16 protein-coding genes and 1 pseudogene are annotated in these 15,599 nt (G+C 42.0%); 7 read left to right on the top strand and 10 right to left on the bottom strand.

The annotated features are described in order from the left end of the window. Positions 1-77 (bottom strand): annotated as a pseudogene (gene rpsJ, locus ACJAZP_RS17265) (30S ribosomal protein S10); the annotation flags it as partial. Between the two features lie 353 nt (positions 78-430). Here rpsJ and ACJAZP_RS17260 point away from each other — a divergent pair. From ACJAZP_RS17260 to ACJAZP_RS17250, 3 genes are all read left to right on the top strand, one after another. After that, positions 431-2,467, top strand: a complete 2,037-nt coding sequence (locus tag ACJAZP_RS17260) for a tRNA(Met) cytidine acetyltransferase TmcA (protein WP_415231987.1) — start codon at positions 431-433, stop codon at positions 2,465-2,467. 21 nt (positions 2,468-2,488) lie between these two features. Then, a complete protein-coding gene (gene rsuA / locus ACJAZP_RS17255) occupies positions 2,489-3,181 on the top strand; it encodes a 16S rRNA pseudouridine(516) synthase RsuA (protein WP_415231986.1) in 693 nt (230 codons plus the stop codon). A gap of 97 nt (positions 3,182-3,278) precedes the next feature. Continuing rightward, entirely contained in the window at positions 3,279-3,947 is a 669-nt protein-coding gene (locus ACJAZP_RS17250) for an HAD family hydrolase (RefSeq protein ID WP_415231985.1), read from the top strand. On the opposite strand, the gene ACJAZP_RS17245 is transcribed toward ACJAZP_RS17250, so the two are convergent. Then, complete coding sequence (locus ACJAZP_RS17245) at positions 3,886-4,782, bottom strand: LysR substrate-binding domain-containing protein (protein WP_415231984.1); 897 nt, start codon at positions 4,780-4,782, stop codon at positions 3,886-3,888. The two genes, ACJAZP_RS17250 and ACJAZP_RS17245, sit on opposite strands and share 62 nt — an antisense overlap. Positions 4,783-4,968: 186 nt before the next feature. Here ACJAZP_RS17245 and ACJAZP_RS17240 point away from each other — a divergent pair, with 186 nt between their 5' ends. Both ACJAZP_RS17240 and fghA read left to right on the top strand, forming a co-directional pair. Continuing rightward, the gene (locus tag ACJAZP_RS17240) at positions 4,969-6,099 is read left to right on the top strand and encodes an S-(hydroxymethyl)glutathione dehydrogenase/class III alcohol dehydrogenase (protein WP_415231983.1); all 1,131 of its coding nucleotides are present in this window, start codon (positions 4,969-4,971) and stop codon (positions 6,097-6,099) included. A 63-nt stretch (positions 6,100-6,162) separates the two neighbouring features. Continuing rightward, positions 6,163-7,014 (top strand): S-formylglutathione hydrolase, encoded by an 852-nt coding sequence (gene fghA, locus ACJAZP_RS17235; protein ID WP_415231982.1) that lies wholly within the window; start codon positions 6,163-6,165, stop codon positions 7,012-7,014. Positions 7,015-7,042: 28 nt separating this feature from the next. Here the strand turns inward: fghA and ACJAZP_RS17230 are convergent, their stop codons facing one another. From ACJAZP_RS17230 to metN, 8 genes are all read right to left on the bottom strand, one after another. Next, positions 7,043-7,426 (bottom strand): VOC family protein, encoded by a 384-nt coding sequence (locus ACJAZP_RS17230; RefSeq protein WP_415231981.1) that lies wholly within the window; start codon positions 7,424-7,426, stop codon positions 7,043-7,045. A 19-nt stretch (positions 7,427-7,445) separates the two neighbouring features. Then, entirely contained in the window at positions 7,446-7,934 is a 489-nt protein-coding gene (locus tag ACJAZP_RS17225) for a GNAT family N-acetyltransferase (protein WP_415231980.1), read from the bottom strand. A 67-nt stretch (positions 7,935-8,001) separates the two neighbouring features. Next, positions 8,002-8,139, bottom strand: a complete 138-nt coding sequence (locus ACJAZP_RS17220) for a hypothetical protein (RefSeq protein ID WP_415231979.1) — start codon at positions 8,137-8,139, stop codon at positions 8,002-8,004. 219 nt (positions 8,140-8,358) lie between these two features. Then, positions 8,359-9,012 carry a hypothetical protein gene (locus tag ACJAZP_RS17215; protein ID WP_415231978.1) on the bottom strand — a complete coding sequence of 218 codons (654 nt, stop codon included), beginning with the start codon at positions 9,010-9,012 and terminating at the stop codon, positions 8,359-8,361. Positions 9,013-9,093: 81 nt separating this feature from the next. Next, positions 9,094-10,017: a Gfo/Idh/MocA family protein gene (locus ACJAZP_RS17210; protein ID WP_415231977.1), complete on the bottom strand. Its 924-nt coding sequence runs from the start codon at positions 10,015-10,017 to the stop codon at positions 9,094-9,096. Positions 10,018-10,164: 147 nt separating this feature from the next. Continuing rightward, positions 10,165-10,977 carry a MetQ/NlpA family lipoprotein gene (locus ACJAZP_RS17205; RefSeq protein WP_415231976.1) on the bottom strand — a complete coding sequence of 271 codons (813 nt, stop codon included), beginning with the start codon at positions 10,975-10,977 and terminating at the stop codon, positions 10,165-10,167. A 56-nt stretch (positions 10,978-11,033) separates the two neighbouring features. Next, positions 11,034-11,720 carry a methionine ABC transporter permease gene (locus ACJAZP_RS17200; RefSeq protein ID WP_415231975.1) on the bottom strand — a complete coding sequence of 229 codons (687 nt, stop codon included), beginning with the start codon at positions 11,718-11,720 and terminating at the stop codon, positions 11,034-11,036. Next, positions 11,710-12,744, bottom strand: a complete 1,035-nt coding sequence (gene metN / locus ACJAZP_RS17195; protein WP_415231974.1) for a methionine ABC transporter ATP-binding protein MetN — start codon at positions 12,742-12,744, stop codon at positions 11,710-11,712. The genes ACJAZP_RS17200 and metN overlap by 11 nt, the downstream gene beginning before the upstream one ends. Positions 12,745-13,192: 448 nt before the next feature. Between metN and ACJAZP_RS17190 the strand changes: the two genes are divergently transcribed. Together ACJAZP_RS17190 and ACJAZP_RS17185 are read left to right on the top strand one after the other, a co-directional pair. Continuing rightward, positions 13,193-14,581 carry an aminotransferase class V-fold PLP-dependent enzyme gene (locus ACJAZP_RS17190; protein ID WP_415231973.1) on the top strand — a complete coding sequence of 463 codons (1,389 nt, stop codon included), beginning with the start codon at positions 13,193-13,195 and terminating at the stop codon, positions 14,579-14,581. Between the two features lie 90 nt (positions 14,582-14,671). Next, entirely contained in the window at positions 14,672-15,598 is a 927-nt protein-coding gene (locus tag ACJAZP_RS17185; protein ID WP_415231972.1) for a transporter substrate-binding domain-containing protein, read from the top strand. Position 15,599: the final 1 nt, after the last annotated feature.

The following is a 15,599-nucleotide window of genomic DNA, read 5'->3' as shown; positions in this document are numbered from 1 at the left end:
ACGATCTCCGCCGTTGATTGATCGATCAGTTTATGATCAAAAGCTTTAAGGCGGATACGGATTCTTTGGTTCTGCATGGACCAAAACTCCAATAGTTAAAAATACAACATACAAACAAACACCTAGTAATCTATTCAAGATAGATCCCAAGTGCTCGTTCAAACTAGTAGCTCCCAAATCGGGAGTCATTTTAATAACTGATTTAAATCAGTTATGGGATTTAACCCGTCTACCATATCGGTAGGTGCGAGCATAATACAGTATTGAGAGATGAATACAAGGCTTTGTTGGTAGTTATCTCCAAATAAACAGCAAAAGGATCTGCGCCTTACCTTTTAGGATCTCGCTTAGTATTGATGCTGTTAACAACTGAGCCAATCTTCAGCTAGCAGTGGTATACTGAACATCGAATACACAAACGGGGTTTTTCGTGCCGGCACTTTTATCTTTGCTCAACCATCTTTGCTACCATGCGAAAATTCAAAATCATCGCCAATTGTTACGTCTGCAGGGCGACTTGAATTGGTGTTTTACCCTAACTCAAAAAATCATTAGCGAGCTGCAACGCCCCTATTTTTGGTGCGGCCACGCTCCGACTGCCAATAAGACGACACCATACCAACAGATTTTAGGTCAGGAAACTTCATTGCTGGTTATTAATGCGCATCAAGCTTTTGACGGCAATCAATTTGCTGCCGCCGAAGGTTCGCTGCGAGGAGGAGGATTATTAATCCTGCTGTCACCGACCGAAATTCCGCCAGAGGATCTTTTTTACCATTATATAAGCGCACAATTACAACATTATAATTTTATCACTTTACAGCAGCATCTGCCTTTACCAAGATTTCCGGCCCCCTCCCCTGTTGTTGTTAAAAAACCTGCGCTTAATCTCAGCGAACAAAATAACGCGGTTCGAGAAATCATTAAAACGGTGGCGGGTCACCGCCGTCGCCCATTGGTTTTAACGGCTAATAGAGGCAGAGGAAAATCAGCCGCGCTGGGAATAGCCGCCGCACAGCTTTTAATTGCATCCCGAGTGAAAAAGATTCTGGTCTGTGCGCCGAATAAGCAGGCGACCGCTACCCTGTTCAGACATGCAGACTTAATCTTAAAACCGGCACATTCACAAAGCGGCACAACAACAATCGATGCAGACGCGCTGCAATTTATTGCCGCAGATGCCCTGCTTGATCAATATCCTGCATGTGATCTGTTAATCATTGATGAGGCCGCGGCATTACCCGTGCCCACTTTAGAAGCATTAGTAATACATTACTCGCGACTTGTTTTCGCCACCACGGTGCATGGTTATGAAGGATCTGGAAGAGGATTCGCTTTGCGTTTTCAAAAACGTTTAACGGAGTTGGCACCCCAGTGGCGCAAGCTCCATCTTGATCAGCCTATTCGTTGGGCAAAAAATGACCCTCTGGAAGCTTTTACCCTAAACAGCATTTGTTTAACCGAGTCTGAGCTGCAATCACCTGTTTATAATACACAGCAAAAACTTAGTTTTGAAAAACTCACTTCGGTGCAGTTATTAGCCGATAAAGCTTTATTACAGTCACTTTTCTCTTTATTAGTCCTGGCGCACTATCAGACCAAACCGTCGGACCTTGAAAAATTACTCAATGACAGCTCAGTCGATATTTTTATAGCTCGGCAACAGGACAAAATACTGGGCGTGACCCTTATAAAGGAAGAAGGGAATTTTGACGACAAACTTTGCGAGAAAATATGGCAAGGAACGCGTCGTGTACCTGGAAACTTAATTGCCCAATCTTTAACATTTCATAGCAGGTTTCAGCAGGCAGCTTCTCATTCCTACGCCAGAATACAACGGATTGCAATTCATCCCGACTGTCAAAATAACGGCATTGGAAAACAGTTTATAAAGTATTTGATTGATTGGGCAAAAGAACAGGCCTTCGATCATCTTTGCGTCAGTTATGGCGCAACAGCCAATTTATTATCTTTTTGGCAGCAGCAACACTTTGTCACATTACGGATAGGCCTTAGTCAGGATGCAAGCAGTGGCACACATTCTCTGATAATGAATTTGCCGCTTTCTCAAAAAGCGCATCTGTTACAGGAATTAATAGTTCAACAGTTTGAACAGCAACTACCTATCCAATTAAGTCGTCATCTGCAGCATTTGGATACCGAGGTGGTTTTAAACTTATTATTAAAATTGTCATTAAATAACAAGAAAGCGCAATCTGAGCATCCAAGCTTGCGCAGTTATACACAGGGTAATTTACCCTATGAGTTTATTGAACACGATCTTATCGATTTAATGTTAAACTACGATTTAAGCGCTTTAAGCAAAGCACAGCAATGTCTGGCAATCCAGAAAATATTACAGAATAATAGTTGGGCGGAAATTTGCAGAAAAAACAATTTAACGGGCAAAAAGCAAGCTCAATATAATTTAAAAGAAACCATCAAACAGTTAACTGCTAACGGCTAACGTTAGCAAAAGAGGAAATCAATGAGATTAGATAAATACATTTGTGAGTCGACCACTATGACCAGAAGCCAGGCTAAAAAGGTCATTATTCAGGGACGCATCACAAGTTCTGACACAACCGTTCGCAATACAGCTTATAAAGTATCAGAGAATGAGTCAATCCGTTTTGATGGTAACTTAATTAATGTCCGCGACACCCGTTATATTATGCTTAATAAACCCAAAGACTACATCTGCTCTAACGTAGATGAGCAGCTACCCAGTATCATCAATTTAATAAAAGTTGATAAACCTGAGCAGCTTTGTATTGCCGGTCGACTCGATGCCGACACCACCGGTTTAACACTGATTACCGATGATGGACAGTGGTCTCATAAGATCACCAGTCCGCGTAGAAACTGCAGTAAACGCTATCGCGCAACACTTGCCCAGCCCGTTGAAGAAAATGCCGTTAGCTTGTTTAAAGCGGGAATACAGCTGAAAAGTGAAAATGGCCCCTGCTTACCTGCCACATTAGAAATTTTAACGGATAATGAAGTTTTACTGACCATTGAGGAAGGTAAATACCATCAGGTAAAACGCATGTTTGCTGCGATTGGTAATCTGGTCGTTGAACTGCACCGTGAGCAGATTGGTGAAATTAAGTTAGATACAGATCTTCAACTGGGCGAATGGCGTTATTTAACCAGCGAGGAAGTTAACTCGGTTAAATAAACGAACCACATTCTTTGATTGGGAAGAACAATACCATGCTGGTATTGTCCTTTCTGCAAGTCAATCTACTCAAACTAATCAATCCCTAGGAAAAAAGATGCACTATCAAGCAGCAGTTTTTGATATGGACGGTTTATTATTGGATACCGAAAGAGTCTGTCAGCAAGCATTCCAGGATGCCTGCCGACATTTGTCTTTACCCATATTAAATGATACTTATTTAAAAATCATTGGCACTAACGCCTTAAGCATCAAAAATATTATTACAGCGGGTTACGGTCCCGATCTTGATTATGAGAGTTTGCGCATTGAGTGGATGAAACGTTACCACGCAGTGGTAAATTTTCAGGCCATTCCCGTTAAGGAAGGCGTAATCGCTTTGCTGGACTGGTTACGGGAGCAGTCAATTCCGATGGCGGTTGCCACCTCAAGCGAGAAAGAAGTTGCCTTAACCAAGTTAAAACTATCCGGCTTAGAGGGATATTTTCAGCAGTTAAGCAGCGGATGTGAAGTCACCCACAGTAAACCTCACCCGGAGATATTTTTACTGGCAGCAAAACGCTTAAACATAGATCCAACGGCTTGTTTGGCTTTTGAAGACTCAAATCATGGCGTTCGTGCGGCAGTTTCCGCCGGTATGCATGTTTTTCAGGTACCGGATCTGGTCGCTCCCTGCGCAGAAACACTTGCTTTAGGGCATGAAGTTAAACCTTCATTAACCGATGTTCTGCTCCGTCTGAAAAATGCTCAGCAAGAAAATCAATAAGCAAACGAATTTTTGGGGATAAATAGCGATTCTGCGGATAAACCGCCCATATCCCCTCCTCGGCAACTCGAACATTGTTTAATAAAGACATTAACCTGCCGGCATCAATGTGCTCCTGCAGATAATAATCGGGCAGCTGAATAATACCGATATTTTTCAGCGCAGCATCCACCAGCCCAAAGCCACTATTACAACGCAGATTCCCCTGCACACGAATATTTTTTTCTTTACCCTGTTCAGTAAAGTGCCAATAGTCACGCGTACCTAATAAACAGTTGTGCTGTGTCAATTCAGATAACGAGTGCGGCTCACCAAACTTTTTAAGGTACTCCGGTGATGCACACACAAAATTTTCACGCGACGCTAATTTTTTAGCGACTAAACTCGAATCCGGTAAGTCACCGAGACGAATGGCTAAATCAAAACCTCCATCAACCAAATCAACACGCTGATTGGTCAGCTCACAGGTTACTTGGATCTGCTCATAGCGGCATAAAAAATCGTTAATTAAGGGCAGGATTTTTTGTTCTCCATAGGTAATCGGGGCAGAGAGTTTAATATGCCCCTGTGGTTTAGCCTGCAAACGGCTGATCGCCTGCTCCGCCTCTTCCAAGCCCTCTAATATATTGCGGCAATGGCGATAGAAAATTTGCCCCTCTTGGGTCACTGAAACATGACGTGTAGTGCGGTAGAGCAATTTACTATTTAATCTTTTTTCTAATGCGTTAACTTGTCTGCTGACCTGCGCCGTGGAAATTTTTAATTTTTTACCCGCTAGGGTAAAACTTTGCATCTCTGCGACCGCGACAAACTCATTAATCCCCTGCCATTGCATATTATTACCACACAGTAAAAGTTATTTTAATTTTAAGCATATTATCATTCAAACAGTAATAGTTATAATGATCGCAACTTAGATAAACTAATTACACCACACTAGGCAGGTCAGCAGCAGATTCGTCTGCTAATATGATTTACATAAAATGCCTACTGAAATAAACCACAGATCACCGGAGCTCATATGACAGAAAAATTTATCAAATCCAAAGCAGCAATAGCATGGGGACCCAAACAGCCATTAAGTATTGAAGAAATTGATGTGATGCTCCCTAAAAAAGGGGAAGTGCTGGTCAAAATTATTGCTTCCGGTGTTTGTCATACGGATGCCTTTACTTTATCGGGCGAAGATCCTGAAGGTATCTTTCCCTGTGTTTTAGGCCACGAAGGCGGTGGTATTGTTGAGCAGATTGGCGCAGGTGTAAGCAGCGTAAAAGTCGGTGACCATGTTATTCCTCTATACACACCGGAATGTGGTGAGTGTAAATTCTGTCTATCGGGAAAAACCAACCTTTGTCAGAAAATTCGTGAAACCCAGGGTAAAGGTTTAATGCCCGACGGCACCACCCGATTTTATAAAGATGGCCAGCCTATCTACCATTACATGGGCTGTTCAACCTTCTCCGAGTACACTGTATTACCAGAAATATCATTAGCCAAGGTGAATAAAGCAGCCCCCCTTGAAGAGGTGTGTTTATTAGGTTGTGGCGTGACCACCGGCATGGGCGCGGTGATGAATACCGCCAAGGTAGAAGAAGGCGCAACGGTTGCCATCTTTGGTTTGGGCGGCATTGGTCTGTCAGCCGTGATCGGTGCCACCATGGCAAAAGCCAGCCGAATCATCGCCATCGATATTAATGAAAGTAAATTTGAGCTGGCCAAAAAACTCGGCGCTACGGATTGTATTAACCCGAAAAATTTCGATAAAGCCATTCAAGATGTGATTGTTGAAATGACCGACGGCGGGGTTGATTATTCCTTTGAATGCATCGGTAATGTGGATGTGATGCGTAGCGCACTGGAATGCTGCCATAAAGGCTGGGGTGAATCGGTTATTATCGGTGTTGCCGGTGCAGGAAAAGAGATATCAACCCGACCTTTCCAATTGGTGACCGGCCGAGTATGGAGAGGCAGCGCCTTTGGCGGTGTCAAAGGCCGCACTGAATTGCCTGATTATGTTGAACGCTATTTACAGGGCGAATTTAAATTATCGGATTTCATCACTCACACTATGCCATTAGAAGGCATTAATGAAGCCTTTGACCTGATGCATAAAGGTGAAAGTATTCGAACAGTTATTCACTTTGATAAATAATCACCTCTAATATCAACCGTTTCTCGATTTTCGAGAACGGTTATATAACCAGTTGGAAAATTCATGAGCATAGAAAATATAACTACCAATAAGGTCTTTGACGGCTGGCATAAACAATATAGCCATCAATCCCAGACGCTTAATTGTAAAATGCGTTTTGCAATTTATTTACCACCGCAAGCCGCTAACGGCAAAAAAGTACCAGTGATGTATTGGTTATCGGGCTTAACCTGCACAGATGAAAATTTCATGCAAAAAGCAGGGGCTTTGAGGATGGCGGCCAAATTAGGCATTGCTATTGTGACCTCTGATACCAGTCCGCGTGGAGAAGGTGTGGCGGATGATCCCAAGCAGGCTTACGATCTTGGTTTAGGGGCGGGTTTTTATGTTAATGCCACTCAGGCTCCCTGGAACAAGCATTACCAGATGTATGATTATGTGGTCAATGAGTTACCTGAAATTATCGAAAATCATTTTCCGGTCAATCAACAGCGGGTTATCAGCGGTCATTCGATGGGCGGACATGGTGCATTAATGATTGCGCTGCGTAATCCTAGTCTCTATCAATCGGCATCTGCCTTTAGCCCTATTAGTAATCCGGTCAATAGTCCCTGGGGGAAAAAAGCGTTCAGCGCTTATCTTGGTGCTGATATAAAACAATGGTCACAATATGATGCCAGTGAATTAATGACGTTAGCGCAACAAAAAATCCCAATGTTAGTTGATCAGGGTGATAATGATAATTTTTTAGAAGAGCAGCTGAAACCTAATAGTTTGAAGATAGCCGCCGGCACTAATAATTATCCGCTGATCTTAAATATGCGCCAGGGTTACGATCATAGTTATTATTTTATTGCCAGTTTCATTGAGTCACATCTGCGCTTTCATGCGACCCATTTAGAGTTAATTGAATAAAAGTATTTTCACTGCAAACAGCCTGGGCCTATAACTCACAGATTTCCAAAGGAAGATTATCGGGATCCGTAAAGAAAGTATATTTTTTACCCGTATAGGGATCAATGCGCACAGGCTCAACGGCAACAGCAAAGGACTGCAAATGCTTACAAACCAGATCCATTGATTCCACGCTAAAGGCAAGGTGCCTTAAACCTAACGCTTCAGGATAACTCGATCGAGGGGCAAAATCCGGAAAAGAGAATAACTCGACCTGCGATCCGTCGGGCAACTGCAAATCAAGCTTATAAGAATCACGTTCTTTTCTATAATTCTCATCAAGCACCTTTAATTCAAGAACAGTGGTATAGAAATATTTCGATTTTTCGTAATCAGAGCAGATAATTGCCGTGTGATGTGTTCCTTTTAACATTTTTTACTCCTTTGTTTTTTCAAGCCGTTTGAGTATAAAGCTGAAAACCACAGGCTTGATAGTTGGCTAAAGCGCGCGGATGATCAAGTGAGCAAGTATTTAGGCAAACGCGTTTAGCCTGGCATAACTGCCAGGCGTGTTTAACGGCTGTTGATAATAGATAACCACCAAAACCTTGGCCGATAAACTTCGGTGCCAGCCCAAAATAAAGGATCTCAACATCACCATTGTCCGCAATTTCAAGTTCAAAATAACCCGCGATTGTTCCCTTGTAATAAGCAACCCAAGTTCTGAGTTGCGGCCGTTCGACATGGGCTTGCCATTGCCTTGGGCTATCATTGAGCTTGTCAACCCATTGCCAACTTTCACCGATCAGGCGATAGAGGTATTGGTTGAAACGAAACTCTTTAATTTCCGCCTCGAGGATAATTAAATCTGCAACGGGCGGTTTTTCAACCAGCTGCTTAGGAGAGTTCATTTCTAAATAAAAGATGCGTACATCACCCAAGGTCAATCCCCGCTGTTGCTAATATTGTTGTTGTAGATTTGAGTGGTCTTAAACACAGACTCGCGGCTTATTTGTTCGCTGTTTCTTTGTCAGTTGCCGGTAAGTCATCTTCGAGGGACTCGACAGGATCACTGCAGCAACTGCCCAGATGCACTCTTTTTACCCAGGCGTTTAACTCTTCTTCAGTGGGTTTTTTACTTTCCATTTAAGACCTTCCTCTTTTAGCAATTTATAATAACAATATAGATTGGCAATGATAGCAGACCTTTAATAAGGGTTTTTAATTGCTCAAATCACTTAAATATAGCCTTGGCTTTCGCGAGATTTGAGCAAAACGCTGAATCCGACTATTCAGCTGTTTTGGGCATAAAAATCGCTGTTGTCGTTTATAAAGCAAAGTCTCGCTTATAAACCAAATTGTCGCCTATAAACCAATACTCTGTAAAATATCCAGAAAAACGCCTTCTCTGTTTTTACTGGTCAATTGCGGATGCAGACGGCACAGGCGGATTGCATGGCCAAACTTATCTTTACCGATCACACTTAATACTCGAGTAAATAACTGCTCATCAAGATGAAAGGTTTTAATGGCATGAGTAACGGCACTGTCCAGATTGACGTAGGTGGTACCATCAAAATCAAAAGCTTCATTTTCTTGTTCAATATAAAGCTTTTCGTTATTTACCCGCAGCTCCCAACCTTGATAATTAATACGTGCCTGAATCATTTCAAACATAAACCATGCACTGCGTTTAAAACCTTCAAAAGCACTGCCTTCCAGTTCCGATTCTGCCAGCTCCTGCTTGGTCCAATTCGACCCTATAGCCAAGGTTTTTTGATGTTTGAGTGTTAACGCTTTTTTAATCGCATCGCGGTAGGTAAATAATGAACTGAATGCGGTACGCTGAACAATAGCAGCACATTCGTTACAGCTCGGCACACAAATTGGCACATGGGCGATCAAACTCTCTTCGCTGCTGTATTTTGGAAAGGCAATGACTTTGTCCTTCGGCTCGCTACAAAACCAGCATTGGTTACGGTTATTAAAGGGAATTTCAATCAGCGGATATTTATTCATGCTTGTCCATTTCTGCCATACAAAAAACAATCATAACAAACCTGTTAATGAAGTGAGCAACTATTATGCTCAAAATGACTATTATCCCAATATCTTTCGGCAAATGAGTTCAGCTAATTGATGCGTTGCCAGGTTACGCTCAACAACCAAGGGGGCTAATTTGCCTTTTTCCACAACGCCTAACCAATCGTCTATCATCGCGGTAAAACCTTTACCGGTTAACATCGGCGTCCAGTCAGGCAAAGTAATGACAGATTCTTGATTATCCTGCCAGCATTTACCCGAGACGAAGGAATCAAACTCAAAAGCGCAGTTTTCATAACTCCCTGAGATACGCTCTTTGGTCATTCCATAAACCCGATTCATTGACGCATGCAGTAGAGTATTTTGTTGCTGCCACTGAACATCTAAACGGGCTAACTGCTGACCTTTAAACTGCCAGGTAAGGTAAACATCATCCAAGTTATTTTTAGCATTCAGATTGACGCTGTCCAGCGGATGAATAAAATCGTCAAAAATAAAGGAGCGAATATCACCGGCTTGATTGAATCTATTTTTCTCCCAACGCAATGATAATAAAGAGGAATGCTCCTGAGTATTTTGAAGCGCAGGCAGATACTGATTATACAAAGGAATAAAACGTCGATTAAAGCCCAAATATAAAGGTTGTTGATGCTTTGCCGCCAATTCATAGAGCCTTTCACAATCAAAGGCATTATCAGCCAGGGGTTTATCTACAAAGGTTGGAATACCCTGCTGCAAAAAAAAGGTCGCAATTTCTCGATGGGAAGCCGTGCTGCTATGGATCATTACCGCATCGACTTCGGCCTTAATTAAAGCCCGATAATCTGAATATAACTGCTCAATACGATACAACTGAGAAAGTTTTTTTAGAGTGTTTTTGTCGCGCGTGCAGAACAGCAGATCAAGCCCTGGGATTTGAGTGATAACGGGTAAATACGCTTTTTGTGCAATATTTCCCAGCCCGATAATAGCAAGTTTCATTACATAGTCCCGTGTTAAGCTTCCAAAAGACCAAGGATCGGTTATTTAAAATAATTTATGTTGAGCCAACACACAAAAAAAAAGTATTAATCTGGGATCAATACTTTTTTTTTTGGTTGTCACAAGCTCCTAGCTAAAGGAGATGATTTACCAGCCCTTAACAACACCATCTTTGAAAATTTTCATTGCAGCGTTATAAACCGTGTCGGTCTGGTACGCCTTAAGAAAGTTTTGAACATTTTCAGCATTGACATTATCTTCACGTGCAACGATTAAGTTAACATAAGACGATTCTTTATCTTCAACAAAAAGACCATCTTTCTCAGGCGACAGGTCAATGCTGCTTGCATAGGTGGTATTTATAATAGCAAGACTCACATCGTCCAGAGAGCGTGGTAACTGCGCCGCTTCCAGCTCAACAATATCTAAATTCTTTGGGCTGCTGACAATATCAAGTACCGTTGCGCTCAGACCTGCGCCCTCTTTTAATACCAATAGACCCTGCTGCTCAAGCAGCATCAACGAACGGCCTAAGTTGGTTGGATCGCTGGGCACGGCAATTAGGTCACCATCTTGTAATTCGTCAAGTGATGTGATTTTACTGGAGTAACCGGCAATAGGGTAAACAAAGGTATTACCTACTATGGCAAATTTGTAATCACGATCTTTGATTTGCTGATCCAGATAAGGTTTATGCTGGAATGCATTAACATCGATAGAGCCTTCGTCAAGTGCGGCATTTGGAGTAATATAATCAGAGAAAGTAATTAACTCCACTTCTAAACCGTATTTTTCTTTTGCAACCTGTGCAGCGACTTCAGCGACTTGCGCTTCAGATCCGGCAATAACACCAACGGTGATTTTATTATTATCAACAACTGCTTTATCACCACAACCGCTTAAAAGCAGAGTGGAAGCAAGGCCTGCAGCGGCAAAAATATTCTTCAGATTAAAGCTCATGGTATATCTCCTATCAAGGTCTTCCTTGATTTTTTAAAAGTTAACGGCTGTTATTATTAACGGTGATCGACATACTTAACGAGGTGATCACCGATAGATTGAATAAGTTGTACAATAAAAACTAAAATCACCACTGTAATCATCATCACAGTACCATCGAAGCGTTGATAGCCATAACGGATACCGACATCCCCAAGGCCACCGCCACCAACAGTGCCGGCCATTGCTGAATAGCCCACCAGCGTCACAAGGGTAATGGTAACTGCATTGATAATACCGGGTAGCGCTTCGGGTAAAAGTACTTTAGTAATAATCTGAACCGGTTTGGCGCCCATTGCTTGTGCAGCCTCGACCAATCCTGAGGGTACTTCTAATAACGCCCCCTCAACAAGACGTGCAATAAACGGAATCGCGCCAATGGTTAGCGGCACAATCGCTGCGGCGGTGCCAATTGTGGTCCCCACAACAAAGCGCGTAAAGGGAATAATCGCAACCAATAGAATGATAAAGGGAATAGAGCGGCCAATATTGACCACAATACCCAATATTTTATTGAGCAAATGGTGCTCAAGTAATCCATCTTTTTTGCTTAAGTGCAAAACGATACCAACGGGAATACCGATTGCAAAACCGGCCAGCCCGGAAGCGAACACCATCGCGAGTGTTTCACCTAACGCTTCGAATAACAATTGTAGAAGACCCTGATGCCCTCCCCACCAACTCAACATTGAATCAAATGACATAACCTAACACCTCAACTTCTACATGATGATCTTTTAGAAAAGCAATCGCTTTTAACGCCGCGTCTTCCGTGCCAAAAAGTTCAGCTAACATCAGGCCAAATTTAACCCCGCCAACGTAATCCATGTTAGAGCTGATAATACTGATATCTATATTAAACAGCCGCGCCAACTGACTGATTACAGGGGTATCAACCGATTCTCCGGTAAACTCTAAACGTACCAATGGAAAACTGTTTTCCACTCTGCTTGGCAATAAACGAGACAGATAATCGGGGGGAATAGTCAGATCCAGAGTAGAGCGGATAAACTGCCGTGCTAATTGTGTTTTAGGATGAGCGAAAATATCACCAACCAATCCTTTTTCAACCAATTTACCATCGCCAATAATAGCAACTTGTGCACAGATGCTTTTTAGTACCGCCATTTCATGGGTAATTAACAAAATGGTTAAGTTTAACTCGCTGTTAATCTTGCGCAGTAATTCTAAAATCGATTGTGTGGTTGCCGGATCCAATGCACTGGTCGCTTCATCACACAATAAAACCACAGGGTCGGACGCCAGCGCACGCGCAATCGCCACCCGCTGTTTTTGACCCCCGCTTAAATTAGCGGGATAGATATCGCTTTTGTCGGTTAGACCAACAAGCTCCAACAAACTATTAACCTTCTCTTTAATTTTATGCTTGCTGACAGCAGCCAACTCCAGGGGCAACGCAATATTGTCAAAAACGGTTCGCGAAGATAAGAGGTTAAAATGTTGGAAAATCATGCCAATTTTACGGCGCGTTAAGGTTAACTCTTGCGTTGATAGTTGGGTAAGGTCAACACCATCAATGATGATGCTGCCACTTGTAGGCCGTTCTAATAAATTAACACAGCGAATTAAAGTACTTTTACCTGCACCGGAGGATCCAATAACACCAAAAATACTCCCCTGTTCGATAGAGAGATTAATGTTACTGAGTGCATTAATTTCTCGCCCGGCTTGATAAAACACCTTATGAACTTTTTTTATCTGGATCATCAAATTTCCTGAATTTAACGGTGGGTGACGTAATTGTTTCTATTTATACCCAAATTACTTAAAGATATAGGCATCAGCAAGTAGTTTGGGTAAACACTATGCGGAAAGCAGATGAAAGCGAACAATAAGCCGTCTAGACGGCTAAGTCAACATTTTCTTATAATCAGATCTGATTCTGATCATCTTGCCATGAACAATCCAAGCGATCAGTAAATAAAATTTACTTTGAATAGATTAAACAATAAATAGCGGAAAAATAGCCTGACCTTAGTTTGGATCGGATTAGTTAACATAAGACGATGTAAAATTTAAAGTTTCTTATCCTAACCGCGAGCTAGATCGGAATAATAAATAAAAACAGTAGGGATCACATTAACCTCGCAGTAGTATGACCCTATAAAGAATAATAAAGATGGAACTTTTTTAATAATAAAATGGAGTTTTAAACATGAGTCAAAATAATAACGGCCAATCTTCGACCTTCAGTCGTCGAGATTTTCTTAAAACCACTACCGGTCTCGCCATCGCAGGCGCAAGTTCTGTTTTACTGTCCGGCACGGCACAGGCAAAAGAAGTAAAGAGTGGCTGGAAACATTTAAACGGTCACCATTCAGATCAGAAATTTTGGAAAGAAGTAAGTAAAGAGTTTATTCTCGACAAAAAAACCACCTATATGAACATAGGCACCACAGGCTCAATGCCCCGCAGTGTGCTTAACAGCTATAATGACAATAATCACATTGTTGCCGGTAATCCCTGGGATATGCAGGACAAATTTGGTGACTGGCCGCATACCACTGAAATGACCGATGCGATTTCAGCAGGTTTTGGTGCCGATAATGACGAAATTGTACTAAGCCGCAATACCACAGACGGTATGGTCAGTATTCTTAATGGCTTAAACTTCGCAGAAGGAGATGTCATCTTAACCACCCATCACGAACATGTTGCCGCCATTTCCCCCTTAACTCTTGTCGCACAGCGTTATGGCGTAGAAGTCGTTTACCTGGAAATTCCGGTGTTCACCGGCAGTGAAGAGATTAGCGCACAAGACTTTGTCGATGTCTTTGCTGATGCGATTAATCAGTATCAAGGCAGAGTTCGTTTAATCACTTTTTCGCATATCACCTACAAAACAGGTACCAGATTACCGGCTAAAGCCATTTGTGCGTTAGCTGCTGAAAATGAAATTCTAACCTTGATTGATGGCGCACATACCATCGGTATGATAGATGTAGATTTTCATGATCTAGGCTGTGATTTTTTTGCAGGCTCTGGCCATAAATGGCAGTGTGGCGCAGGTTCGACCGGCATACTGTATGTAAGAAGATCATCTCAAGAACAATTAGCCTGGTTCATTAACTCATCATTAGGGCACCTTGATTCTTTTCCGGTACAGTGGAAACTGCAATACAAAGGCAATGATAATTTTCCGGCACTGCAGGCGTTAACAGATTCCTGTGAAATGTGGGATAGCATTGGTCGTGATAAAATTCAGGAGCATGCTTTAGATTTAAGTGCACAGTGTAAAGATCTGTTAACAGATAATGCAGCCTTCCCCTTCGGACAGCTCTACGCACCTAATATCCGCGAACTATCAAGCGGCATCACCTCTTTTAATCCCTTTGATGATAAGACTAATTTGGTGGTATTAAACGAGTTCAGAGATCGTTTACGTGAAGAGACTGGTTATATCATCCGCTCCACTGATTTTAAGGTTAATGTGAATGATTTATTAGATACCCATGCACTGCGCATATCAACGCATCTATTCCATACAGAAGAAGATGTAACTGGTTTAGTGAAGGCAATGGTTAATATTTATCAGACAATGTAATTATCGACATAACAGCACAATTTAGATAAGCTCTAGGTTGTGTTTTTTTTAAAATTATAAGCAAATTTTAACAAGTGTAGAGGCGAAAAAATGATAATTAAGCATATCTCCTTCATATCGGCTCTATTCTTAGCCATGTTGACGACAACCTCTAGCCAAGCCAGCACGCGAGATCTGGCTGAAATTCAGGCGGATGGCGTACTGCGCCACATCGGAATCCCCTATGCCAACTTTGTAACTGCATATCCGCAGGGTAACAAAATCATTTATGGTGGAATGGATACGGAGCTGATGCAGGGCTTTGCAGCTCATTTAGGCGTTAAATATGAGTATGTTCCGGCAAAATGGACGACGGTATTCGGAAAATTAACCGGTCGAAATGCACAATTTGATAACAATCAAATAAACTACGGCGAACCCGAAAGCATTCAGGGTGATGTCATCGCCAACGGCGCGACGACACTTGAGTGGCGCAAACAAGTGATCGATTTTTCTGATGATTACTTTCCTTCCGCAGTGTGGTTAGTATCACGCAGTGATTCAGATTTACAACCGATCCAACCAAGTGGTTCTATTGCTCAAGATATTGCTCAAGTTAAATCGCTTCTTAAAGATCGTGACGTGTTAGCAATGAAACAATCTTGCCTGGATCCCAGCCTATACAATATGGAATTAACGGGTGCTAATATTATTTTGCCCATTAAAGAACGTAAATTAAATGAAATGATCCCCGCCATTCTTAATAATGATGCCGACAGCACCTTGTTAGATGTTCCCGATACACTGATCGCGCTGGAAAAATGGCCGGGAGAGATTAAAGTAATCGGTCCAATCTCCTTCGAACAGCGTATGGCAGTTGGCTTTCGTAAGGAATCTCCGGAGTTGCGTAAAGCTTTTAACGCTTATCTAAAGCAGATTCGAGCTAATGGTACTTATAATAAAATAGTGCAGAAGTATTATCCCAGTGTATTTCATTTTTATCCAAAATTCTTTGCATCATCTACAGCAGTAAATTAGA

Origin of the sequence: Psychromonas sp. (assembly GCF_047632955.1) — a bacterium.
In the GTDB taxonomy this organism is placed as follows: Bacteria; Pseudomonadota; Gammaproteobacteria; order Enterobacterales; family Psychromonadaceae; genus Psychromonas.
This window is presented reverse-complemented; position numbering and strand designations above follow the sequence as displayed.